General features: G+C 71.4%; 27 protein-coding genes. 17 read left to right on the top strand and 10 right to left on the bottom strand.

The features are described from left to right. Positions 1-987, bottom strand: coding sequence for a helix-turn-helix domain-containing protein (locus tag AB0J02_RS21430; RefSeq protein ID WP_363195312.1), 987 nt, complete (start codon positions 985-987; stop codon positions 1-3). A gap of 151 nt (positions 988-1,138) precedes the next feature. Here AB0J02_RS21430 and AB0J02_RS21425 point away from each other — a divergent pair, with 151 nt between their 5' ends. Continuing rightward, positions 1,139-2,551 carry an aminopeptidase P family protein gene (locus AB0J02_RS21425; protein ID WP_363195311.1) on the top strand — a complete coding sequence of 471 codons (1,413 nt, stop codon included), beginning with the start codon at positions 1,139-1,141 and terminating at the stop codon, positions 2,549-2,551. A 2-nt stretch (positions 2,552-2,553) separates the two neighbouring features. Here the strand turns inward: AB0J02_RS21425 and AB0J02_RS21420 are convergent, their stop codons facing one another. From AB0J02_RS21420 to AB0J02_RS21395, 6 genes are all read right to left on the bottom strand, one after another. Continuing rightward, on the bottom strand, positions 2,554-3,399 hold the full coding sequence (locus AB0J02_RS21420; RefSeq protein ID WP_363195310.1) for an SAM-dependent methyltransferase: 846 nt from the start codon (positions 3,397-3,399) through the stop codon (positions 2,554-2,556). A gap of 83 nt (positions 3,400-3,482) precedes the next feature. Beyond that, entirely contained in the window at positions 3,483-4,424 is a 942-nt protein-coding gene (locus AB0J02_RS21415; protein ID WP_363195309.1) for a YihY/virulence factor BrkB family protein, read from the bottom strand. Beyond that, positions 4,414-4,977, bottom strand: a complete 564-nt coding sequence (locus AB0J02_RS21410) for a hypothetical protein (RefSeq protein ID WP_363195308.1) — start codon at positions 4,975-4,977, stop codon at positions 4,414-4,416. Before AB0J02_RS21410 ends, AB0J02_RS21415 begins: the two co-directional genes overlap by 11 nt. Next, positions 4,977-5,966, bottom strand: a complete 990-nt coding sequence (locus AB0J02_RS21405; protein ID WP_363195307.1) for a DUF6286 domain-containing protein — start codon at positions 5,964-5,966, stop codon at positions 4,977-4,979. Before AB0J02_RS21405 ends, AB0J02_RS21410 begins: the two co-directional genes overlap by 1 nt. Further along, entirely contained in the window at positions 5,963-6,154 is a 192-nt protein-coding gene (locus AB0J02_RS21400; RefSeq protein WP_363195465.1) for a hypothetical protein, read from the bottom strand. Before AB0J02_RS21400 ends, AB0J02_RS21405 begins: the two co-directional genes overlap by 4 nt. 73 nt (positions 6,155-6,227) lie before the next feature. After that, entirely contained in the window at positions 6,228-6,734 is a 507-nt protein-coding gene (locus tag AB0J02_RS21395) for an Asp23/Gls24 family envelope stress response protein (RefSeq protein WP_363195306.1), read from the bottom strand. 256 nt (positions 6,735-6,990) lie between these two features. Here AB0J02_RS21395 and AB0J02_RS21390 point away from each other — a divergent pair, with 256 nt between their 5' ends. From AB0J02_RS21390 to AB0J02_RS21375, 4 genes are read left to right on the top strand one after another with little or no spacing between them, the layout of a single operon-like run. Further along, complete coding sequence (locus tag AB0J02_RS21390; RefSeq protein ID WP_363195305.1) at positions 6,991-7,575, top strand: RNA polymerase sigma factor; 585 nt, start codon at positions 6,991-6,993, stop codon at positions 7,573-7,575. Further along, complete coding sequence (locus AB0J02_RS21385) at positions 7,572-8,198, top strand: Asp23/Gls24 family envelope stress response protein (protein WP_363195304.1); 627 nt, start codon at positions 7,572-7,574, stop codon at positions 8,196-8,198. Before AB0J02_RS21390 ends, AB0J02_RS21385 begins: the two co-directional genes overlap by 4 nt. Next, on the top strand, positions 8,195-8,548 hold the full coding sequence (locus AB0J02_RS21380; RefSeq protein WP_363195303.1) for a hypothetical protein: 354 nt from the start codon (positions 8,195-8,197) through the stop codon (positions 8,546-8,548). The genes AB0J02_RS21385 and AB0J02_RS21380 overlap by 4 nt, the downstream gene beginning before the upstream one ends. A gap of 35 nt (positions 8,549-8,583) precedes the next feature. Further along, positions 8,584-9,045, top strand: coding sequence for a polyketide cyclase (locus AB0J02_RS21375; protein ID WP_363195302.1), 462 nt, complete (start codon positions 8,584-8,586; stop codon positions 9,043-9,045). A gap of 9 nt (positions 9,046-9,054) precedes the next feature. Here the strand turns inward: AB0J02_RS21375 and AB0J02_RS21370 are convergent, their stop codons facing one another. Further along, on the bottom strand, positions 9,055-9,699 hold the full coding sequence (locus AB0J02_RS21370; RefSeq protein ID WP_363195301.1) for a hypothetical protein: 645 nt from the start codon (positions 9,697-9,699) through the stop codon (positions 9,055-9,057). Between the two features lie 148 nt (positions 9,700-9,847). On the opposite strand from AB0J02_RS21370, the gene AB0J02_RS21365 reads away from it, so the two are divergent. The 9 genes from AB0J02_RS21365 (at position 9,848) to AB0J02_RS21325 (ending at position 15,216) form a co-directional block, all read left to right on the top strand. Then, a complete protein-coding gene (locus AB0J02_RS21365; protein WP_363195300.1) occupies positions 9,848-10,219 on the top strand; it encodes a hypothetical protein in 372 nt (123 codons plus the stop codon). Between the two features lie 11 nt (positions 10,220-10,230). Further along, a complete protein-coding gene (locus AB0J02_RS21360; protein WP_363195299.1) occupies positions 10,231-11,814 on the top strand; it encodes a peptidoglycan-binding protein in 1,584 nt (527 codons plus the stop codon). Positions 11,815-11,827: 13 nt separating this feature from the next. Further along, positions 11,828-12,307 carry a protease inhibitor I42 family protein gene (locus AB0J02_RS21355; RefSeq protein WP_363195298.1) on the top strand — a complete coding sequence of 160 codons (480 nt, stop codon included), beginning with the start codon at positions 11,828-11,830 and terminating at the stop codon, positions 12,305-12,307. Positions 12,308-12,347: 40 nt separating this feature from the next. Next, positions 12,348-12,758, top strand: a complete 411-nt coding sequence (locus AB0J02_RS21350; RefSeq protein ID WP_363195297.1) for a hypothetical protein — start codon at positions 12,348-12,350, stop codon at positions 12,756-12,758. 149 nt (positions 12,759-12,907) lie between these two features. Beyond that, positions 12,908-13,336 carry an aspartate 1-decarboxylase gene (gene panD, locus AB0J02_RS21345; protein ID WP_363195296.1) on the top strand — a complete coding sequence of 143 codons (429 nt, stop codon included), beginning with the start codon at positions 12,908-12,910 and terminating at the stop codon, positions 13,334-13,336. An 18-nt stretch (positions 13,337-13,354) separates the two neighbouring features. After that, on the top strand, positions 13,355-13,708 hold the full coding sequence (locus tag AB0J02_RS21340) for a GNAT family N-acetyltransferase (protein ID WP_363195295.1): 354 nt from the start codon (positions 13,355-13,357) through the stop codon (positions 13,706-13,708). Between the two features lie 33 nt (positions 13,709-13,741). Then, on the top strand, positions 13,742-14,392 hold the full coding sequence (locus tag AB0J02_RS21335; RefSeq protein WP_363195294.1) for an aspartate/glutamate racemase family protein: 651 nt from the start codon (positions 13,742-13,744) through the stop codon (positions 14,390-14,392). 80 nt (positions 14,393-14,472) lie between these two features. Then, positions 14,473-14,910: a nitroreductase family deazaflavin-dependent oxidoreductase gene (locus AB0J02_RS21330; protein ID WP_363195293.1), complete on the top strand. Its 438-nt coding sequence runs from the start codon at positions 14,473-14,475 to the stop codon at positions 14,908-14,910. Between the two features lie 96 nt (positions 14,911-15,006). After that, complete coding sequence (locus AB0J02_RS21325) at positions 15,007-15,216, top strand: hypothetical protein (protein WP_363195292.1); 210 nt, start codon at positions 15,007-15,009, stop codon at positions 15,214-15,216. Between the two features lie 22 nt (positions 15,217-15,238). On the opposite strand, the gene gndA is transcribed toward AB0J02_RS21325, so the two are convergent. Continuing rightward, on the bottom strand, positions 15,239-16,678 hold the full coding sequence (gndA, locus tag AB0J02_RS21320; RefSeq protein WP_363195291.1) for an NADP-dependent phosphogluconate dehydrogenase: 1,440 nt from the start codon (positions 16,676-16,678) through the stop codon (positions 15,239-15,241). Between the two features lie 122 nt (positions 16,679-16,800). On the opposite strand from gndA, the gene AB0J02_RS21315 reads away from it, so the two are divergent. Then, positions 16,801-17,772, top strand: coding sequence for an acetylxylan esterase (locus tag AB0J02_RS21315; RefSeq protein WP_363195290.1), 972 nt, complete (start codon positions 16,801-16,803; stop codon positions 17,770-17,772). A gap of 108 nt (positions 17,773-17,880) precedes the next feature. Beyond that, complete coding sequence (locus AB0J02_RS21310; protein WP_363195289.1) at positions 17,881-19,092, top strand: transglycosylase family protein; 1,212 nt, start codon at positions 17,881-17,883, stop codon at positions 19,090-19,092. On the opposite strand, the gene AB0J02_RS21305 is transcribed toward AB0J02_RS21310, so the two are convergent. Then, complete coding sequence (locus tag AB0J02_RS21305) at positions 19,082-20,053, bottom strand: DMT family transporter (RefSeq protein ID WP_363195288.1); 972 nt, start codon at positions 20,051-20,053, stop codon at positions 19,082-19,084. The two genes, AB0J02_RS21310 and AB0J02_RS21305, sit on opposite strands and share 11 nt — an antisense overlap. Before the next feature lie 283 nt (positions 20,054-20,336). Between AB0J02_RS21305 and glgA the strand changes: the two genes are divergently transcribed. Further along, a complete protein-coding gene (glgA, locus tag AB0J02_RS21300; RefSeq protein ID WP_363195455.1) occupies positions 20,337-21,494 on the top strand; it encodes a glycogen synthase in 1,158 nt (385 codons plus the stop codon). Positions 21,495-21,501: the final 7 nt, after the last annotated feature.

Genomic DNA, 21,501 nt, shown 5'->3' with positions numbered 1-21,501 from the left:
TCACAACCATCCGCTGCGCTGCGCCCGCAGGGCCATCTGGAAGCGGTTCGCGGCGCCCAGCCGGGCCATGAGGATCTGCAGACGGCGGTACAGCGTGCGGCGGCTGATGCCCAGCTCACGGGCGATGACGTCGTCGCCCGCCCCGCCGGCGAGGAGCCACAGCAGACGGCGGTCCTCGGGCGGCAGGCCGCCGGGCCGGGTGGTGCGGCCGTGGAACGGCAGGGCGTTCTGCCAGGACTGCTCGAACAGGGCCATGAGCGCCGAGAGCAGTCCGCACGGCTGCACGACCAGCATGGTGTTGTGCACGTCCGCCTCTTTGATCGACAAGGACACGAGCGCGTACGCGTCATCGATGATCACGAGTTTGACCGGCACCGCCGCCAGCACCCGGGCCTGCTCACCGGCCTTGACGCACGGTTCGATGACGTCCCTGACGTGGCCCGGATGCTCCAGCGACGCCCGGGAGTACACCACACGCTGCGTCACGCCACGGGCGAGCGTCGCCAGGGCGTCGTCCGTGGCGCCGGGCAGAGGGAAGTACGGCGGCGACTCGAACTGCCGGATCTGGTCACGGGCGCTCGCCCAGGCGTGCCGGATCCTGGGGCCGACGGCGTCTCCGGTGACGACCTCGACGAGATCGTCGTTGTACGCGGCGAGACGCTGCCGCCGGAACGAGTCGAAGGCGCCCGAGACGGCGATGCGCGACTCCTCCACCTCCGCCGCCCGGTGCCGGGCGAGGATCTCGAGGCCCGCGCCGGGCGGAACCGGCGCCACCACGTCCGCGCCCCGTTCGGCGGCGCTGGCCAGACCGGCATCGACCAGAACGCCGTAGGCCGCGGTGATCTCCACCTCGTCGAGATCACCGGCCGCGGCCGCGATCGTGCCCAGCGGGGCGGGGGCCAGCTCGAGCAGCGCCAGATAGACCCGACTCGCCGCATGATCGAGCCCCAGCAGCCGAAGGGCCTCACCGAGTTTCGCGTTCGTCATCCGCGCACTTTCCTCATACGCGCATTATCTGCCGCACCCGACCCGGGATGGCCGATCTGTGCCACTGGCACACTTCGGCCCCCGGCGCGCCCGATGCCGGATACCGTCCGGGGGCCGTCGGCAGAACCCCCGCCAGAGAAAGGTGCGCGTCATGGCGAAAAGCCGGAAGAACGGTCTCTACTCAGGGATCTCCGAGGAACTGTCCGCCCTGATGCGCTCGGGCTGGGCGGACACCGAGCGGCACGACCTGCGGCCCGCGGAACAGGCCCCGTACGCGGCCGCCCGCCGCGCCGCGCTCTCGGCACGCTTCCCCGGCGAACGCCTCGTGGTGCCCTCGGGAAACCTCAAGGTCCGGTCGAACGACGACACCTACCCGTTCCGGCCGCACTCGGCGTACGTGCACATGACCGGAGACCAGGCCCGGGACGGCGCCCTCGTCCTCGAACCCCGCGCGGACGGCGGCCACGACGCCTACTGCTACCAACTGCCGCGGGACAGCCGGGACAACGACGAGTTCTGGACCGGCCCGACGGCGGAACTCTGGATGGGCCGGCGCCGTTCCCTGGCCGAGTCGGAGACGGTGCTCGGCCTGCCGTGCCGGGACGTCCGTACGGCGGCGGCCGACCTGGCCGCCGTGTCCGCCGTACCCACCCGGATCGTCCGCGGCGTCGACCCGGCCCTGGAAGCCGCGGTCGCCACCGACGAGGAGCGCGACGACGCACTCGAAGAGGCGCTCAGCGATCTCCGCCTCGTCAAGGACGACTGGGAGGTCACCGAGGTCCGCAAGGCGGTGGACTCCACCGTGCGCGGATTCACCGACGTGATCGGCGAACTCTCCCGGGCGGTCGCCTCCTCCGAGCGATGGATCGAGGGCACGTTCTTCCGCCGCGCGCGCCTTGAAGGCAACGCCGTCGGCTACGGCTCGATCTGCGCCGCGGGCGAGCACGCCACGATCATGCACTGGACGGACAACGACGGTCCGGTGCGCCCGGGGGACCTGCTCCTGCTGGACGCGGGTGTGGAGACACACACCCTCTACACCGCCGACGTCACGCGCACGCTGCCGATCAGCGGAACCTTCACCGCCCTGCAGCGCGAGGTCTACGACGCGGTGTACGAGGCTCAGGAGGCCGGCTTCGCCGCGGTCCGGCCCGGCGCCGCCTACCGTGCCTTCCACGAGGCGTCCCAGCGCCACCTCGCCCGCCGGCTGGTCGAGTGGGGCTTCATCGAGGGCCCGGCCGACCGTGCGTACGCACTCGGCCTCCAACGACGCTTCACCATGGCCGGCACCGGCCACATGCTGGGCCTGGACGTCCACGACTGCGCCCAGGCCCGCAACGAGGAGTACGTCGACGCCGTCCTGGAGCCGGGCATGGTGCTCACCGTCGAGCCCGGCCTGTACTTCCAGCCGGACGATCTCACGGTGCCCGAGGAGTGGCGCGGCATCGGAGTCCGGATCGAGGACGACCTCGTCGTCACCGAGGACGGCCACGAGAACCTGTCGGCGGGCCTGCCCCGGTCGGCGGCCGACATCGAGGCGTGGATGGCCCGCTTCGCTGGCTGAGGCTAGGACTTCCGTCCGACGCCGCCGAACATCGCCACCTCGTCGGGGGTGCCCTCTTCGGTGTCCTCGGGGCGCCAGCGCGAGCAGGAGAGCACGCCGGGATCCAGCAGTTCCAGGCCGTCGAAGAAGCGGGCGACCTGGTCCGGCGTGCGCTGGTTCAGCTTCGGCGTCCCGTGCTCGTTCCAGAACGCCACGGCCTCGTCCACGTCCGGCATGGCCGGGCTGGTGATGGTGTGGGACAGCACGAGATGGCTGCCGGCGGGCAGGGCGTCGACCAGGCGCCGCACGATGCCGTAGGGGTCCTCGTCGTCGCCGACGAAGATGACCACGCCGAGCAGGACGAGCGCGACGGGCTGTGTGAGGTCGAGCGTCTTGGCGGCGTGCTCAAGGATCTCCCCGACGTCGCGCAGGTCGGCGTCGATGTAGTCGGTCCTGCCCTCCGGCGCGCTGGTGAGCAGGGCCTGGGCGTGCCGCAGGACGAGGGGGTCGTTGTCGACGTAGACGATCCGGGAATCCGGCGCGATCCGCTGGGCGACCTCATGCGTGTTGTCGACGGTGGGGAGCCCGGTGCCGATGTCCAGGAACTGGCGTATTCCCACCTCGGCGGTCAGATGACGGACAGCGCGCCCCAGGAAGGCCCGGTCGGCGAGGGCGTAGTCGACGATGCCCGGGTGGAGCCGCCGGATCTGTTCACCCGCCTCCTCGTCGACCGGATGGTTGTCCTTGCCGCCCAGCCAGTAGTTCCAGATCCGCGCCGTGTGCGGCCTGGTGGTGTCGATCCGGTCGCGATGGCCGCCGGGGAGTGCGTCGCTCGTCACGGGGTTCCTCTCGTGCCGTCCGTGGATCATGTCCGGATGCCCACCCTAGGGCGTGACGGACAACGCCCGTACGGTGTCGCGGAGTTGGACTCCACGCCCCTGGTGTGCGTGGCTCATCGGGCGGCCGTGGAGGGTGCCGTCGGCGGAGCGGCTTGTTCTGCTTCCGCTCTCCGGCCGGGCCGGCTCAGTTCGGCGGTGAACTGGGCGCCGCTGAGCAGGGCCAGGTTGGTCAGCCACAGCCAGATGAGGAAGACCACGATGCCGGCGAGGGAGCCGTAGAGCCTGCTGTAGGTGCTCAGTACGGAGGTGTACAGAGCGAGGGCCGCGGAGGCGCAGAGCCACAGGGCGGCGGCCAGGGCGCCGCCGGGCAGGCTGTGCCGGCGGCTGCGGGCCGCAGCGGGGCCGGTGTGGAAGACGGTGACGACCAGGAGGGCGACCACGCACAACAGCAGCGGCCAGCGCAGCAGTCCCCAGGTCCAGGTGGCCACGGACCCGAGGCCGAAGTAGCGGCCGATGTGCTCGGCCACCGGTCCGGTCAGCAGCAGGACGAGGGACCCGGCCACGAGCAGACCGAGCAGCGCCAGGGCGGTGCCGAGGATGCGGTGCGCCTTGTGCCAGGGGGAGCGGCGGTCGTCCACCCGGTGCATGCGGTGCAGCGCGCGGCGGAACACGGCCAGGTAGCTGGAGGCGGACCACAGGGCGCTGACGGTGCCGCCGCACAACAGAGTCCATGCGGCTGTGCCGTCCCGCAGGGTCCGGGACAGTACGTCGTGGAACTGTGCGCCGGACGGTCCCGGCGAGTACGTGGTGACGTGGGCGATGAAGTCCTCGGCCGTGCCCGGGCTGACCAGGCTGAACGCCACGGCGGTGACCAGCATGGCGGGGAGCACGGCCAGGATGGAGTAGTAGGTGAGGGCGGCCGCGTAGTCGGATATGTCGTCGCGCCACATCGACGCCGGTGTGCGGCGCAAGGCGTCTCTCCAAGCCGGCCGGCACCGGCCGCGCCGTACAGAGGTGAGACGTTGGGGCGCGGGGCTCTGTGGTTCAGCGGACATGGGTCCTGCCGCGCGGGGACGTGGTGAAGCGAACGTGCATGCGCAAACTGTAAGGGGCGACGGTGGCTTCCGTGTCGCGGGCGAGTGCTGCGAGGGCGGGCAGCACGGCGGCGGGAGTGCTGTCCTGGCGGAGCTGGACGCGCAGGGCGACGTCCAGTTGGTCCGGTCGTACCCGCACGCGGGTGCGGCAGTGGTCGATGTCGCCGTGGGCCACCGCGTGAGAGGTGAGGGCGTCCTGCAGGGCCCGGGTTCGCAGGACGCTGCCGGGCACGGGCAGGGGCACGTGTCGGCGGGAACCGCCGCGCAGTTGCCGTGCACAGCAGAAGGCGAGCAGCAGAGTGGCGGCGACGGAGACCGTGGTGACCGTGGGCGTCCACCAGGCCTGGTCGCGGAGTGCGGCGAGTTGTTCCGGGTTCACGAGCGCCGTATGGGGGCCGGGAAGGTGCGGGGCCCCCGGCGCGCGGGAGAGGGACAGCCAGGCACCGGCCACGAGAGACACCAGGCCGGTCAGGGCCAGGGTGCTCCTGTTGAGGATCGTTCGTCCGCGGGGCATCAGTGACTCACTCCTTCAACTTCCGCTCCCTGCACGCCGGGTGCGAGCCGGCGTTGCGCCGCGTCGGCGTTCTGCGGCGGCCCCGGTTCCCAGTCGTCGCCGGGCCGGACCCTGACACGAAGCCGCGGCGTACGACGCAGGCAGCAGTCGTCCAGTGCCCGGCGTGCCGCCTCGGTCACGCACTGGCGCGCCATGTCGCCCTCGCCGAAGGCCAGTTGGGCCCGGACGGTGATGCGTCGACGGCGCACCCGCACGCGGAGCGGGCCGATCCCCTGGACGTCCCGCACCACATCGGTGATCAGGAGCGCGACCGCCCCGCGGTCCATGGCCGCCCGCACGTGTCCGGCGGGCGACGCGAGCGTGAGAAGCCCGCGCCGGCCCGGAGCGAGCGCCAGGACGATCAACAGCAGCCCGAGGACGGCGAGTACGCCGGCGGCGACACCGACAGCCGGATCGTCGGGGCCGTGGTGCGCCAGCCAGTGCAGCGAGTCGGTGCGCCAGAACGCGGCCGGGCGGTGCGTGAGACGCACGCGGATCACATCGAACGCCAAGGAGCCGCACGCCGCCGCGCCCACCAGGGTGAGCAGCGCCGTCGGCAGCCTGCGCTGCGACCACCACCGCAGCGGCACCCGCGCCACGGTGCCCGCCCGGGCCGGGGGAGCGGAGAGCGCTTCAGGCGTCGCGGTGCGGCGCGAAGCCGGCACCAGAGCGGTGACCGCGACGCGTGTCGTGCCGACATCGAGGCCCGTCAACCGGCGCGTACGGCTGGTGACATGCGTCTGGAGGTGGCGGACCGCCTCGGGCAGGGGGCCGGGGTAGGGCAGCGCGACCTCGACCCCGACAACCGCGCGGCGGCCGCGTACGGTCGCCGTGCCCTTCGCGCCCTCGTTCCGGGGCGTCGCCGCGGCCTCGGCGGCCGCCTGTTCGGCGATCTTGCGCACGGCCCTGTCCGACACGACGGTGGTGCCCCGCTGGGCGGCCGTGGTCATCGACGGCTCCGCTCGTAGGCGTCCCGCAGGTCCTGCACGCGGCCCCCGTCGTCGAACCAGCGGCCCGCCGCCCAGCCCACGGCGCCGAGGGCGGCCACGAGCAGGAACGCCCCGAAGCCTCCGAAGTATCCCGCGAAGGCCAACGCCATGCCGGCGATCATTCCGGCGAACGCCCTGCTCACTGCCACGATCTCCCCTCTCGGCCGGCACGATGACGTGCATCGGCCGGCAACCTCCTGGCGTACATGAACAGCGGACCGCTCACTCCACGCGGGAGTCCGTGGACAGCGTCTCGCTGTCGTCCTCGGGCAGCTGGACGTCGTTGATGGTGACGTTCACCTCGACCACGTCCAGGCCGGTGATGCGCTCCACCGCGGAGATCACGTTCTCCCGCACGTCGCGCGCCACATCGGTGATCGGGACGCCGTACTCCACCACCAGGTCGAGATCGATGGCCGTCTGCCGCTCGCCGACCTCGACCTTCACTCCGCGCCCGACGTTCGGACGGCCGCCCGGCACCCGGTCGCGGACGGCGCCGATGGTCCGCGAGAGGCCGCCGCCCATGTCGTACACGCCCGGGATCTCCCGTGCCGCGATGCCGGCCACCTTCACCACCACGACATCGGCGATGGAGGTTCTGCCGCGGTTCGCGGCAGGCTGGCCGGCTCCGGTGACGCCACCGGACACCGCCGTCGTCTGCACCGACTGGCCGGCCCGCCCCGAGGAGACGTCCTTGAAAGGCGTCGCGGTCTGCGTGGTCGTGCTCATGGCGCGTCCTTCTTCCTGTAGCCGCCGAGTTGCTCTCACCCCGATAGACCCGGTCCGAGGACGCCTGTTACGCACCATCTCCGAGAATCTTTCCCCCGATCTCGATCAGGTGACGTTTCGGGCGGCGGCAATCCGTGTCCCCTCCGGCCACGGATGAACACGGAGAAGGCCGTTGCCGGTCTTCCGACGAAGTGCTGCGTAACAACCGCGGCGCGGATGTGTCCAACGGTCAGGACGAGACGAGAGGAGCCGCTCCGTGGCGGGCGCCCGCAGACAGACCGAACCGCCGGACGGCCGGGGCGAAGGCGACGACGCCCTGCTGGCGATCCGGGCCGCGGAAGGCGACGAGGACGCTTTCGCGGCACTGGTGCAAGGCCATGCCCCGGCGCTGATCCGGCTGGCCACGCGTCTGCTCGGGACGCGCTCCGAGGCGGAGGACGCCGTACAGGAAGCGTTCATCAGTGCCTGGCGGCGGCTTCCGGAGTTCCATGGCCGGGCATCGTTCGGGACCTGGACGTACCGCATCGTCACCAACCGCTGCCTGAACATCCTGCGCGCCCGCAAACCCGAGGCATCCCTGGAGGCGGCGGGAGAGGTGCCCGCACCCGAGCACGCGGTCTCCCCGGCCCGGATCACCGAGGCACGCGGTGCGGTCCGCGACCTGCGGGACGCCCTTGAACAACTGTCGGCCGAACAGCGCGCATGCTGGGTGCTGCGTGAACTGGACGGCCGCTCCTACGAGTTCATCGCGGACGCGGTCGGCATCAGCCAGGAAGCCGTCCGCGGCCGCGTCTTCCGCGCACGACGCTGCCTGACACAAGCACTGGGGGCCTGGCGATGACCGCTCACACCGACCCGCCCAACACCCACGCCGATGCCGACGGCGACGAGCAACTGCCCTGCGGGAGACTGCTGTCCGAGGTCTGGGACGCGTGGGAGGCACCGGGCCACGACCCGCATATGGACACGTGCCCCCACTGCCAGGAAGCGGTGCGCGACCTGGACCAGCTTGAGGTCGCGGTGCGCGGCCTGCGGGACGAACCCGCGGAGATCACCGACAGCGACGCTTCGACGCTGACCCGGCGGGTGATGGACGTCGTACGCCTCGAACTGCGCCCCGGACGCCCGCTGCCCCTGGGAGAACCGGACGAGGACCTGTGGATCATGGAGGCGGTCGCCGCCCGGACCCTGCGGGCGGCGGCGGAGACCGTGCCCGGCGTCAGAGCCGGCTCCTGCCGCATCGAACCCATGTGGCGGAGCGGCGCGGCGACCGGTCCGGTGGAGGTCCGCCTGGAGATCCACGCGCCGTCCCACGCCTTCCTTCCCGACGTCGCGGAGGACGTCCGCACGCGGGCACGCGACGTGGCGGACCGCGAACTGGGCCTGGACATCGGTGCGGTGGAAATCAGCATCACCGACCTCGTCGACAGCGCGGCCCACGGCCAGGAAGGTGGCACCCGATGACTCAGCAACCCGCCCGCCCCACGCTCACCGCGGACATCGCCCGGGCCGTGGCGGACCTGCCCGGCGTCGCCTTCCTCAAGCCCGACCTCACCGGCCGGCTGCGCTCCGCGCTCACCCGGCAGGGACCGGGGGCGGACACGGCGCCATCACCGGCCGGGGTCCGGCTGACCAGGCCGGACGGCGACGCGGGTGCCTGGCACCTCGATGTCCGGCTCGTCGCCCTGCGACAGGCCCGCGCGCTGGATGTCGCCCGCGCCGTCCGCAGGGCCGCCGAGGAACACCTTTCGGCGGCATTTCCGGCGCAGGCGGCGGGAGCGCGGGTCACCGTGACCGTCACAGGGCTGGTATGAGACCTGGCTCCCGTGATCGTGCGAGGGTGGCCCATATGACGACCGAGCGATTCGAAGTACAGCGACAGATAGCCGCACCCCCGGAAAAGATCTTCGCGCTGTTGTGCGCCCCCGCCGGACATGTGGCCATCGACAGCTCAGGAATGCTGCAGTCCGCGGAGGGCGAATCTGTGCGCCGGGCCGGCGACGAATTCGTCGTCCACATGGACCGTGAGGCGCTCAACGACTATCCGTTGGGCAAGTACGACGTCACGGTGATCATTACGAAGTTCGAGCAGGACGCGCTTCTCGAATGGACCATCTCCGGGCAGGTGCAGCCTCCCATCCGGCACCTCTACGGTTACCGGCTCACGGCCCATGAGGGCGGCACCCTGGTCACCTCGTACTACGACTGGAGCGAGATCGAGGAGCGATACCGGGACGCGGGAATTTTCCCGGTCATCCCCGAGGCAGGACTGCGCGCTACCCTCGGAATTCTGGCGCGGAACGTGGAATAGGTCTCGCACCTACCTTTGACCGAGGTGCTCGTGGGCCAGTGCCGCAACTCGCTTTGCGAGGTTGGTGAGTTGCGGCTCGCGACGGGCTGCGGCCAGGGCCAGGCGCTCGACGTCACCGGTCCACGCACCGGTTGCCGAATCGGCCTCTCCGATACGGGCGAAACCACGGTCCACGAGCCCAAAGGCATCACCGGTGCGGTGTCTCGCCGCAGCCTTGACGGCGCCGATCGCGTTGGCCAGGGCACTGGCGGGCCGCGACCACTCTCCCTCACGGGCTCGGGCCGCCGGGTTCCCCTTGTCGTAGTCCGCCTCGTCGGCGACGGACCGCGCGCGCACCGACAAGTCCAGTCGCCAGAACAGCGGAACCTCTTCAAAACGGACGAACAGCAGACGGCGGCGGTCGGAATGCAGGAAGTCCGGATCGACGCGTACGTCCGCCACCGGTTGCACCTGACGCAGGAGCTCTCCGACCTGTGCCAGGCACGCGGCGAACCCGGCGTCGGGAACGATCCACTCGACGTCGATGTCGCTGTAGACGTCCGCGCGACCCGCCGCGAGAGAGCCCGACAGCCTCGTCCGGGCACCGGGACAGCCCCGCTCAAGTACCTCCTGCACCCCGGCCGCAAGGCTCGCGCGGTCACCTCGGAACTCCATGGCGGACAGCGTAGAACCGCCTCACGGCGGGTGATGTGGAGGAGGCGTGTACGGCGGACGATGAGTGATCGTCGTATAAACAGTGCGTGTTAGCCTGCCCGCGTTCGCGATCCGACGCACACGATCGCATGCACACGGGGGAGGCACGGTGGGCTCGGACGGCTACCAGGTCAAGGCAGGCATGACCGGGCAGGCCCGGCAGCTCGACGACGCCGGGACGGACATGGACGGCGTCAGCGCGGCCGTCAAGTCCCGCACGAGCTTCTCGTACGACAACGTCGGCGGCAACGACGCCGCGTCGGCGCTGACCGCATTCGTCAAGGCCTGGGAAGCAGAGGCCAAGACACTGGCGTCGGCGTTGCACGAGCTCGGTGGCAAGGTGCAGTTGGCCAAGAAGACCTACCGTGGCACCGACGGCCTGGTGAAGACGCACGTGGGCCGCGTCCCCAGCGGCGGCACGAGCAGCCTCACCGACACATCGACGCAGGGCGAGCGCGCCTCGGCCCTGTCGAGTTACTGAGGAACGGGCCGATGTCGTTCTTCACCTCCCCCCTCGAATCCCCCTCCTTCCGCCTCGAATGGCTGGCCGGGCTCTCCAAGAAGATGCTCGGTGCCGGAAGCAAGAACGAGCTCCTCGACCTGATCGACAATGCCCTCTCGGTGCCGGAACCGGGCGGCGACCAGGCTCTGCTGGAGGACATGGCGCAGCTCTACCGCGGCCAGCTCGATCCGGTCGGCGGCGTCTTCGACCAGGTCGACCGGGTGGGCCGCAAGGGTCTCCCGGAGGTGTGGGTCGGCGACACCAGCGTCCTCGCCTCCGACGTGGTGAACGCCGCCGGACGGTCCGCGACCCAGATGAGCGAGGCGTTCCAGGGGTGCGCGTCGGTGCTGCTGACGCTGGCCGACGCGATCGGCGCGGCACAGCGCAAGGACGAACAGGGCCGCGGACAGCTGCTGGAGCAGAAGAAGACGCTCGGCGGCAAGGACGGCTTCTTCGACGACCTGCACGAGAACGACGAGGAGGAGTGGGACCGCAAGAACGCCGCCCACTTCGGCTCCTACGCGGCCGACCTGATGCACGCCGCCGTCTCCGAGGCACAGGAAGCCACCCGCATCGCCGCCCGTGACCTGAACAAGTGGGCCGCCGAGGCACGGGCCGGAAAGATGGAGACCAGCGAACTCACCGCCGTCGACAAGCTGATGCTCGCCGACACCGGCGTCGCGGGCGCCGACACCGAGCTGAACGAGATCCTCACGGCCGGCGACCTGGAGCGCGCGTCGACGCGGATGGACCGGCTGAGCCTCGACGACGAGATGGCCATGGAGCGGATGCTGGCGACGTCGGACAGCCCGCAGGAGCGGGCCTACTTGATGAAGGCCCTGGCCTCCGGCCACAGCGTCGCCGAGATCGGGGAGTTCCAGGACAAGATCCACGGCAAGGACCCCGCCTGGCTGCGCCGGCACCTCACCCCGGTGGTCACCGCATCGGACAGCATGGACGACGAAGGCCTGGCGCCGGACGGCGCGAACAACAACAAGGACTCCGTCACCTTCGACGGCCAGGCATGGATCCAGGGCGGCGACGGCTCCGAGGGCACCTGCGTGGCCTCGTCCACCGTCACATCCCGCGCCATGGTCGACCCCCTCTACGCGCTCGACCTCACCGGCGGCCCCGACGGACAGCAGGACGACCCCGAGGCCTTCAAGCAGCGCCTGGTGGCCGAACAGCACCGGCTGCACACCCAAGGCGACGGCGGAAAGGACTGGACCGGCATGGGGCCCGAGGGGCAGGAACGGATCAACGACAGCACCGTCGGCGCCGCCACCGGCACTGACTACCAGCGCCAGGACCTGGACAGCGCCGCCGACCGCAGGGCGGCCCTCACCGAAGTGGAGAAGTCGGTGGCGCAGGGGCAGCCGGTGCCGGTCGACGTCTCGGGCAAGGAGGGCGCCCACGCCATGACCATCATCGCCCAGGAGGGTGACATGCTTCAGGTGTACAACCCCTGGGGCACGACCACCTGGGTCAGCGAGGACGACTTCATCAACGGCCACATGGGCAAGGCATCCAGCAGTGATCTCCCCAATGCGTACAGCGTCTATCTTCCGCGGTAGCAGGGGCGGCGCCGTGATCGCGGCGAGCGCGCTCCTCGCTCTCGCCACGGGCTGCGGCTCGGACACCGACGACCCGGCCGGCGGGTCCACGGGCCGCACGACGAGCCACCCGGTGAAGGACACCAGCATCACCGCCGCGCCGGGCGAGCGCTTCACGCTCACCGTCGACCAGAACGCCTCGACCCGCGAGTACTGGTACCTCGTCGACCCCAAGCCCGACAGCTCGGTCCTGGTCAGCCGCGGACACGACGCCGCGTCGGACTCCGGCGGCGAGCAGGCGCCTGGTGCCGGCAGCCGGCTCACCTTCACCTTCGAGGCCAAGGGCGAGGGAACCACCCGGTTCACGCTGCTGCACTGCACCTTCACCACCTGCCAGGGCAACACCTCCGCCCGGCCCCCCGAGACCACCGGACCCTCCGCCACCCCGACCACAGGGGCGTCGGCCCCCGCCCAGGCACCCGAGCGCACCACCTACACCGTCACCGTCGACTGAGCCGCAGCGGACCAGCCGGATGAGACGAGAAGGCCCCGCCATGAACGACACCCCGTACCCGCCGGACCGCACGGACGACGAGCTGGCCCGGCTCGACATCACCGCCCTGCTGCGCCACGGCCTCACCGCCGAGTCCGGCACCCGGCGCACCGCCCTGTCCGGCGACGGCGCCGTGGCCGCCGCCGTCATCCTCGACCGCCTCGGTACCGAGCCGCGCTCGGTCGCCTTCCTCGCCGACACCGTGCGCGCCGGCGGACTCGCCCGCGCCGCGGAACTGCCCGAGCCCCTGCCCCGCCGGGAGGCGGCCGTCTTCGTACGGGAGTGGCTGCGGGCCGGCAGCGAACTCGCCGGCGGGGTCACTGTCGACGACACGGCGGCCACCTGGTTGCACGCCGTCGCGACCATCATCGAACTGAAGCAGCTGACCCGGGCGCGGGACCGGAGCACGTGATCCGCGGAGCCGATCCGCGCCGGTTCCTGCTCGCAGAGTGAACCGGTACTCCCCGGATTCCTTGAGTCCGGAGCGTCCCGCTGTACAGTGAGAAGACGCCCTTGACCTGCAAATACGCAGGCAGGGAGCCGAGATTCGGGAGTGCCCACATGCTGCGCACCATGTTCAAGTCCAAAATTCACCGTGCCACCGTCACCCAGGCCGACCTGCACTACGTCGGCTCGGTCACCATCGACGCGGAGCTGCTCGACGCCGCCGATCTGCTGCCCGGCGAGCTCGTGCACATCGTAGACATCGACAACGGGGCCCGTCTGGAGACCTATGTCATCGAGGGCGAGCGCGGCTCCGGTGTCATCGGGATCAACGGGGCGGCCGCCCACCTCGTGCACCCGGGCGACCTCGTGATCATCATCAGTTACGCTCAGGTCGACGACGCCGAGGCGCGGTCCCTGCGGCCCAAGGTCGTGCACGTGGACCGGGACAACGCGATCGTGGCGCTCGGCGCGGACCCCTCCGAGCCCGCCCCGGGCAGCGACGCGAAGCGGAGCCCCCAGGCCGTGCCCGCCGTGCCCGCCTGAACACCCCGGGAGAGCCCCATGAGCGACATCGAGATCCACGACGACCGCGACCGGGGCCTCCTGGAAGCCCGCGCCGGCGGCGCCCGCGGCGAGGTCGTCGGTCGCATCCAGTACTTCGTGCTCGACGAACCGCGGCGCGCCCTCGTGGCGGTGCACACCGTCGTGGAGCCCGCCCACGAGGGCAAGGGCATCGCGGGCTCGCTCGCGCGCGAGCTGTACGCGATGGCCGCCCGCGAGACGGTCGCCGTCGCACCCTTGTGCTCGTTCGTCGTCACGTGGGCCGAGCGGCATCCCGGCGAGGCTCCCGCCGCACCCGCCGAACTGCTCGCCGCCGCTGAGGCAGCGCTCGCCGCCGACCCGGAGAAGTGGTGACCCGCCCTCCTCGCCATCAGTAGGGTGCCGGACATGATTCTCACGCTCCTGCACACCTCACCAGCGCATATCCCCGTCTTCGACGCACTGCGGGACGCCGGTCACCCGGAGCTCACCCTGCGCCACGTCGTGCGCGAGGACCTGTTGGTGCGGGCCGGGGAGACGGGCCCGGACTCCGTCGCCGAGGACGTGCGAGAACTCCTGGTGGCGGCGGAGCGGGACGGCGCCGACACCGTGCTGTGCACCTGCTCCAGCATCGGCGGCGTCGCGGAGGAGCTGGCGCCCGCCCTCGGCGTCCCGGTGCTCCGCGTGGACCGGCCGATGGCGGCGCTCGCCGTCGCCGCGGGGGACCGGATCGCCGTCGTCGCCACGGTGCACAGCACCTTCGCGCCGACCGTCGCCCTCGTCGAGGAGGAAGGCGCACGGGCCGGGCGGGCCGTGGACGTACGCACCGTGTTCGTCGACGGGGCCTGGGAGCGGTTCCTCGCCGGTGACCGGGACGGCTACCTCGACCGGATCGCCGCCGCCGTCGACTCCGTCGCCGACGCCGACGCGATCGTCCTCGCGCAGGCTTCCATGACCGACGCCGCCGGCCGCGCCCGCACCGCGCTCCCCGTGCTGTCCAGCCCGCGCCCCGGACTCGACGCCGCGGCCACGGAATGCGCGGCCGCCAAAAAGGCTTAGGTTGAGCAGAGTTGGCGCGCAACGCCGAGTGCATGACAGCACCGGCCCACCGCATCGAGCACCGAGTCAGAGGAGCCGACATGACCGACAGCGACATCGCCGTCAGCCCCGCCGGATGGGTGGCGAAACAGGCCCGTGTCTACGAGGAGTCCGGCGGCACCAAGGGCACCACCCTGCAGGGCGCTCCGTGCCTGCTGCTCGACTACGAGGGCCGTAAGTCGGGGCAGTGGCGGCGCACCGTCCTGATCTACGGCCGGGACGGCGACGACTACCTGATCGTGGCCTCCTACGGCGGTGCCGACGATCACCCGCTGTGGTACCTGAACCTGCAGGCCAACCCCGACGTACGGCTGCGTGTCGGCACCGAGCGGTTCACCGCGCGTGCCGAGACGCTGTCGCCCGAGGACAAGGCCCGGGTCTGGGACTCCCTGGTCGAGCTGTTCCCGCCCTACGCGGACTACCAGAAGAAGACCAGCCGGGACATTCCCGTGGTGCGTCTGAGCCGCACGGACGGCTGACGGGACGTCGCCGTACGCGTGAGCTCGGCGAGCGTGGGCACGCGACACGGGAGACAGTGGACACGACCTCCCCTCCGAACCCATGGAGGCAGTGCGATGACCCAGCCTTTCCCCGAGCCCGCCCCGCCGAGCCCGGTCCCGGGCCCCGGGCCGGACGTCCCGGAGCCGGCCCCGGTGCCGGCTCCGGACCCCTTCCCGAAGCCCGGCCCGCCCCCGGCGCCGCAGCCTCCGCCGGCCCCGGCGCCGCCGGGCCCGCTGCCGGACCCCGACCCGACGCCGCCGGAGCCCGAGCCGTCACCTGTGTGACGCAGCCGGGAGGCGGTGCCTCCTAGGCGTCGGTCTCGGAGCGGTCGCCGCCCCACAGCGTGTGGAACGAGCCCTCCCGGTCGACCCTGCGGTACGTGTGCGCGCCGAAGTAGTCCCGCTGGCCCTGCGTGAGCGCGGCCGGCAGGCGTTCGGCGCGCAGCGCGTCGTAGTACGCCAGCGCGGCGGCGAAGCCCGGCGTGGGCACGCCCTGCGTGGTCGCGGCGACCAGGACGGCACGCCAGTCGTCCTGCGCCGCCGCGATCTCGTCCGCGAAGCTCTTGTCCGAAAGGAGCGAGACCAGGCCGGGCTCTGCCTCGTACGCCGCGGTGATCCGGTCGAGGAACGCCGCCCGGATGATGCAGCCGCCGCGCCAGATGCGGGCCACCGCGCCCGAGTCGATGTTCCAGTCGTACTGCTCGCTGCCCGCGGCGATCTCGTGGAAGCCCTGGGTGTACGACACGATCTTCGAGGCGTAGAGGGCCTGCTCGACCTTGTCGGCGAAGGCCGAGGCTTCCGACTCGCTCAGCGGCGTGGCCGTCGGGCCCGCCAACTCCTTGGACGCGGCGCGCAGTCCGGCGTGCCCGGACAGCGAGCGGGCGAACACCGCTTCCGCGATGCCGGACACCGGCACGCCCAGGTCGAGCGCGATCTGCACTGTCCAGCGGCCGGTGCCCTTCTGCTCGGCCTGGTCCTCGACGACGTCCACGAACGGCTTGCCGGTGGCGGCGTCCACGTGGGAGAGGACCTCCGCCGTGATCTCGATCAGGTACGAGTCGAGGCGGCCCGTGTTCCACGTGCGGAAGATGTCCGCGATCCGCGCGGGGGAGTACCCGGCGACCTCGCGCAGCAACTGGTAGGCCTCGCCGATGAGTTGCATGTCGGCGTACTCGATGCCGTTGTGCACCATCTTGACGAAGTGGCCCGCGCCGTCCGGGCCTACGTGCGTCACGCACGGGGCGCCGTCCTTCGCCTTCGCGGAGATCTTCTCCAGCATCGGGCCGAGCGATTCGTACGACTCGACGCTGCCGCCGGGCATGATGCTCGGCCCGTGCAGCGCGCCCTCCTCGCCGCCGGAGACACCGGTGCCGACGAAGTGGATGCCCTGCTCGCGCAGCTCCTTCTCGCGGCGGCGGGTGTCGGCGAAGTGCGCGTTGCCGCCGTCGACGATCATGTCTCCGGGCTCCAGGAGGGGCGCGAACTCCTTGATCACGGCGTCTGTCGGCTCGCCCGCCTTCACCATGACGACGAGGCGCCGCGGCCGTTCGAGGGCGGCCACGAACTCCTCGGCCGACTCGACCGGGACGAAGATGCCCTCCTCGCCGAACTCCTCCACCAACTGGTGCGTCCGGGACGCGGTGCGGTTGTGGAGGGCGACCGTGTATCCGTTCCGTGCGAAGTTGCGGGCGAGGTTGCGCCCCATGACAGCGAGCCCGGTGACACCGATCTGGGCTGAAGTGCTCATGCCTGTCGCTCCTGGATTGGGAAAATGAAAGATCTTGTGCGGTTGTCGTGCGGCGGGGCGTAGCGTGGGCCTCCGCCCCCCACCCACCCTCTCGTGAACTCTCTACGATGCTGGAGCCGTGCGTGCCTCATTTCGACCTGCCGCTCGACGAACTGCGTGCATACAAGCCTGCCTTGACGGCCCTCGACGACTTCGACGCCTTCTGGGAGAAGACCCTGGCCGAGGCCAGGGACCACGACCTCGACGCGCGGTTCCAGCCGGTCGACGTCCCGCTCACCGCGGTCGACGTATTCGACGTTACGTACGCGGGCTTCGGCGGGCATCCCGTGAAGGGCTGGCTGATCCTTCCCGCGGGCACCACGGAGCCGATACCGGCCGTCGTCGAGTACATCGGCTACGGGGGCGGCCGGGGCCTGCCGCACACCCACCTCAGATGGGCCGCCGCCGGGTTCGCGCACTTCGTGATGGACACCAGGGGCCAGGGCAGCGGCGGCTCCGTGGGGGACACCCCGGACCCGGTCGGCAGCGGACCGGCGAGCCCCGGATTCATGACGCGGGGTATCCAGGATCCGCACGACTACTACTACCGGCGCGTCTACACCGACGCCGTGCGCGCCGTCGACGCGGCGCGCTCGCACCCGCTGATCGACGCCTCGCGCATCGCCGTGACCGGCGGCAGCCAGGGCGGCGGCATCACGATCGCCGTGGCCGGCCTCGTACCGGACCTGAAGGCGGCCGCGTCCGACGTGCCGTTCCTGTGCCACTTCGGCCGCGCGGCGACGCTCACGGAGCGTCACCCCTACCGGGAGATCGCCCTCTACCTCAAGGCGCACATCGGTGAGGACGAGCGCGTCTTCCGGACGCTTTCGTACTTCGACGGCATGAATTTCGCGGCCCGCGCGACCGCGCCCGGCCTGTTCTCCGCGGCCCTGGAGGACCTGACCTGCCCGCCGTCCACGGTATTCGCGGCGCACAACCACTGGGCAGGCACGGAGCGCTCCATGGAGGTGTACGCCTTCAATGACCACGAGGGCGGCGGCCCCTTCCAGCAAGCCGTACAACTGCGGTGGATTCCCGGCCACTTGAGGGGCTGAAAGCAGCCAGGGGGGCTGTCGGCACTCTTGTCACGAGTGTGGAGGAGCGGCTAATTTGCCGCTCCTACATGTGCCTGTACTGATTTCAGGTTTCAAGAGGGAGTTCCCATGGCGTTACGCGGCCGGCACCGCCGGTACCAGCCGAGCCGGGTCAACCGGGCGTCGCTGACCGTGACCGTCGGCGGCGCCGGCATGGCGATCCCGCTGATCGGCGCGGGTACCGCGCAGGCCGCGGACGTGCAGACGTGGAACAAGGTCGCCGCGTGCGAGTCCAGCAACAACTGGAGCATCAACACGGGCAACGGCTTCTACGGCGGCCTGCAGTTCACCCGCTCCACCTGGGCCGCTTACGGCGGCACGGCATACGCCTCGCGCGCCGACCTGGCCACCAAGGACCAGCAGATCGCGGTCGCCGAGAAGGTCCTGAAGGGGCAGGGGCCGGGCGCCTGGCCGGTGTGCTCGCAGCGCGCGAGCCTGTCCCGTACCCCGGAGCACACACCCCGGAGCACACCCGAGCGCCCCTCCGTCCGCACGGTCAAGGACGTGAAGCCCGAGGTGACCCCGCAGTCGACCGCGGGCCACGCCGAGATGTACACCGTGATCGGCGGCGACACGCTCTCCGGCATCGCGGAGACCCGCAAGGTGCCCGGCGGCTGGGAACACCTGTACTCGGCCAACCGCAAGACCGTCGGCGCCGACCCCGATCTGATCGTTCCGGGCCAGCGGCTCTCGATGCCCGGCGCGGACGCGAAGAAGACCGAACCCAAGAAGGCCCACAAGGCCCAGCCGCCCCAGAAGACTCAGCAGTCCCAGAAGGCCGAGCCCAAGAAGACCCAGCCGAAGAAGGCCGAGACCAAGAAGGCCGAGACCAAGAAGGCCGAGACCAAGACGGCCGCGGCGACGAAAACCGCCTCGCGCGGCGCGGTGGCCCCGGTGAGCGCCTCGATCGGCACGCCGTACCACGCGGCGGGCGCCTCCTGGTCGAAGGGCTACCACACCGGCGTGGACTTCGCGGTGCCCACCGGCACCACCGTCAAGGCCGTCGCCGCGGGCCAGGTCGTCTCGGCCGGCTGGGGCGGCTCGTACGGCTACGAGGTGGTGATCCGCCACGCGGACGGCCACTACAGCCAGTACGGGCACCTGTCGGCGCTCTCGGTGAAGAGCGGGCAGCGCGTGGTGGAGGGCCAGCGCATCGCCCGCTCCGGGTCCACCGGCAACAGCACGGGCCCGCATCTGCACTTCGAGGTGCGGACCGGGCCCGGCTTCGGCAGCGACATCGACCCGCTCGCGTATCTGCGGGCCCACGGCGTCAGGATCTGACGTTCCCCCCGACCGCTGAGCCGTCGGACGGCGGCTGCTGCCGGTTCTGCCCGGTCCGGTTCGGCATGGTGTCGAGCCCGGCCGGGCTGTCCGGCACGGTCGGGGTGTGCTGCGCGACCACCTGGGCGCCGCGGTCCCGGCCGATGCGCTCGGTGGTCAGCAGGATCAGGCCGCCCGCTGCCACCACGCCGCAGCCGAGCGCCAGGACCGTGCCGATCGTGCCGTGCCGGAACGACTCGCCGAACAGCGTGAGGCCGACGGCCGCCGCCACCACCGGGTTCACCACGGTCGCGGTCGCCAGCGGTGCCGCCAGACCCGCGCCCCGGTAGGAGGCCTGCGACAGCAGCATGCCCGTCGTGGCCAGGGCCGCGATCGCCAGCAGGGTGGTCAGCTGCTCGAAGGGATGGCCCGACCAGTCGACGGCCACCGACTTCGTGAACACCGAGGCCATGCCGAACGCGCTGCCCGCCGCTATCGCGAGCAGTACCGCGCGCACCACGGGGTGCCGGTGCGCGGCCCGGGCCGACATCATCAGGACCAGCACGCCACCGGCCGTGGTCAGCCCGACCAGCAGGCGCTCCGCCCCGTCCAGGGAGTCCTCGGAGGCCGAGCCGGTCAGCGCCAGCAGGCCCGCGAGCCCGACCGTCGCCATGATCGCCCCGCGCCAGGCGGTGGCCCCGGCCCGGCGGCGTACGAGCAGGGCCGCCATCGGCAGCGCCAGCACGATCGTCAGGGCGCCCAGCGGCTGCACCAGGCTCAGCGGACCGTACGCCAGAGCGACGACGTGCAGCAGCGCGCCCAGACCGTTCAGACACCCGGCACCCCACCAGGCAGGCCTGCGCAGCGGCGCGTACGCCGACTCCGGCGACGTCTGCGCCACCCGCTCCTGCACGATCGCCCCGCCCGCGTAGGCGATCGCCGAGACCAGGGAGAGCAGCACGGCCAGCGCAAGGGCACTCATCTGGCGCCCCCTGCGGTGCGGTGCGGCGCACGGTCGGTTTTCATACCTCCACGATCTCTCGCGCACGCGCTCCTGTCGTCCGACCTGAGCAGTCATTGGGTCCTACTGCCGATGGAGTACGCCACGTCCTGAGTCATCCCCAGGACGGGTGGCAACGGGGAGTGGAGGGGCACTTACGGTACGCACCCTTCCGCGCGGGGCGTCCATGGGTGAGCATGAGTGCGGTGCGAGCACGACCGACCTGAGCGAGTGGGGACGAGCGAACGGGGGGCCGCGCGTGCGCGTGGGACTGCTCAGCAGGGAATACCCGCCGGACGTCTACGGCGGCGCCGGAGTCCATGTCGAGTTCCTGGCAAGGGAGTTGCGCCCGCTCGTCGACCTCGACGTCCACACCTGGGGCGAGGGGACGGCCGACGGAGTGCGCCGCCACCGCGCCTGGCCGGCGCTCGACGGCGCGAACGACGCGCTGCGCACCCTCTCCGTGGACCTGTCCATGGCCGCTGCCCTCGACGGCCGCGACCTCGTCCACTCCCACACCTGGTACACCAACCTGGCAGGCCACCTGGCGGCCCTCCAGCTCGGCATCCCGCACGTGCTGACCGCGCACTCCCTGGAGCCGCTGCGCCCCTGGAAGGCCGAGCAGCTCGGCGGCGGTTACGCGCTGTCGTCCTGGGCGGAACGCACCGCGATCGAGGCGGCGCACGGAGTGATCGCGGTGTCGCGTGCGATGCGCGACGACATCCTCGCCTGCTATCCGGCGCTGGACCCCAAGTGCGTCCACGTCGTGCACAACGGCATCGACGTGTCGCTGTACCGCGCCGACCCCGGCACGGACGTGCTCACCCGCTTCGGCATCGACCCGCGGCGCCCGTACGTCGTCTTCGTCGGCCGCATCACGCGTCAGAAGGGTGTGCCCCATCTGCTGCGCGCGGCCCGCGAGCTCGCCAAGGACGTACAACTGGTGCTCTGCGCCGGGGCGCCGGACACGCCGGAGATCGGGCGCGAATTCCGGGAGCTGGTCACGGAGTTGAAGGAGACCCGCGACGCAGTGTGCTGGATCCCCTCCATGCTGCCGCGCGCCGAGGTCGTCCAACTCCTCACGCACGCGACCGTGTTCGTGTGCCCGTCGGTGTACGAGCCGCTCGGCATCGTCAACCTGGAGGCGATGGCCTGCGGCACCGCGGTCGTCGCGTCCCGGGTCGGCGGCATCCCCGAAGTGGTGACGGACGGCGAGAGCGGAGTGCTCGTGCCGTACGCGGAGGCGGACCCGGCGGCGTTCGAGGCGGGCCTCGCGCGCGCCCTGAACGAGGTGGTCGGCGACCCCGACGCGGCGCGCCGGATGGGGGAGGCCGGACGGGAGCGGGCGGCGGCGGAGTTCGGCTGGGCGGCGGTGGCCCGGCGCACGGTCGATCTGTACGAGGAGATCCTCAACGGCGCCTGAGGCGCCG

The sequence above is a fragment of the Streptomyces sp. NPDC050264 genome (assembly GCF_040655895.1).
Taxonomy (GTDB): domain Bacteria; phylum Actinomycetota; class Actinomycetes; order Streptomycetales; family Streptomycetaceae; genus Streptomyces.
The sequence above is the reverse complement of the archived record's forward strand: the minus strand, read 5'-3'. Positions and strand labels throughout refer to the sequence as shown.

Excerpts from the sequence above, each read along its gene's own strand:
- AB0J02_RS21325 (WP_363195292.1), top strand. The coding sequence starts at position 15,007 with ATGACCCAGCCTTTCCCCGAGCCCGCCCCGCCGAGCCCGGTCCCGGGC.
- AB0J02_RS21420 (WP_363195310.1), bottom strand. The coding sequence starts at position 3,399 with ATGATCCACGGACGGCACGAGAGGAACCCCGTGACGAGCGACGCACTC.
- AB0J02_RS21405 (WP_363195307.1), bottom strand. The coding sequence starts at position 5,966 with ATGACCACGGCCGCCCAGCGGGGCACCACCGTCGTGTCGGACAGGGCC.
- AB0J02_RS21410 (WP_363195308.1), bottom strand. The coding sequence starts at position 4,977 with ATGCCCCGCGGACGAACGATCCTCAACAGGAGCACCCTGGCCCTGACC.
- AB0J02_RS21340 (WP_363195295.1), top strand. The coding sequence starts at position 13,355 with ATGAGCGACATCGAGATCCACGACGACCGCGACCGGGGCCTCCTGGAA.
- AB0J02_RS21310 (WP_363195289.1), top strand. The coding sequence starts at position 17,881 with ATGGCGTTACGCGGCCGGCACCGCCGGTACCAGCCGAGCCGGGTCAAC.
- AB0J02_RS21350 (WP_363195297.1), top strand. The coding sequence starts at position 12,348 with ATGAACGACACCCCGTACCCGCCGGACCGCACGGACGACGAGCTGGCC.
- panD (WP_363195296.1), top strand. The coding sequence starts at position 12,908 with ATGCTGCGCACCATGTTCAAGTCCAAAATTCACCGTGCCACCGTCACC.
- AB0J02_RS21425 (WP_363195311.1), top strand. The coding sequence starts at position 1,139 with ATGGCGAAAAGCCGGAAGAACGGTCTCTACTCAGGGATCTCCGAGGAA.
- AB0J02_RS21375 (WP_363195302.1), top strand. The coding sequence starts at position 8,584 with ATGACGACCGAGCGATTCGAAGTACAGCGACAGATAGCCGCACCCCCG.
- AB0J02_RS21370 (WP_363195301.1), bottom strand. The coding sequence starts at position 9,699 with ATGGAGTTCCGAGGTGACCGCGCGAGCCTTGCGGCCGGGGTGCAGGAG.
- AB0J02_RS21395 (WP_363195306.1), bottom strand. The coding sequence starts at position 6,734 with ATGAGCACGACCACGCAGACCGCGACGCCTTTCAAGGACGTCTCCTCG.
- AB0J02_RS21335 (WP_363195294.1), top strand. The coding sequence starts at position 13,742 with ATGATTCTCACGCTCCTGCACACCTCACCAGCGCATATCCCCGTCTTC.
- AB0J02_RS21330 (WP_363195293.1), top strand. The coding sequence starts at position 14,473 with ATGACCGACAGCGACATCGCCGTCAGCCCCGCCGGATGGGTGGCGAAA.
- AB0J02_RS21430 (WP_363195312.1), bottom strand. The coding sequence starts at position 987 with ATGACGAACGCGAAACTCGGTGAGGCCCTTCGGCTGCTGGGGCTCGAT.
- AB0J02_RS21415 (WP_363195309.1), bottom strand. The coding sequence starts at position 4,424 with ATGTCCGCTGAACCACAGAGCCCCGCGCCCCAACGTCTCACCTCTGTA.
- AB0J02_RS21385 (WP_363195304.1), top strand. The coding sequence starts at position 7,572 with ATGACCGCTCACACCGACCCGCCCAACACCCACGCCGATGCCGACGGC.
- AB0J02_RS21360 (WP_363195299.1), top strand. The coding sequence starts at position 10,231 with ATGTCGTTCTTCACCTCCCCCCTCGAATCCCCCTCCTTCCGCCTCGAA.
- gndA (WP_363195291.1), bottom strand. The coding sequence starts at position 16,678 with ATGAGCACTTCAGCCCAGATCGGTGTCACCGGGCTCGCTGTCATGGGG.
- AB0J02_RS21380 (WP_363195303.1), top strand. The coding sequence starts at position 8,195 with ATGACTCAGCAACCCGCCCGCCCCACGCTCACCGCGGACATCGCCCGG.
- AB0J02_RS21305 (WP_363195288.1), bottom strand. The coding sequence starts at position 20,053 with ATGAGTGCCCTTGCGCTGGCCGTGCTGCTCTCCCTGGTCTCGGCGATC.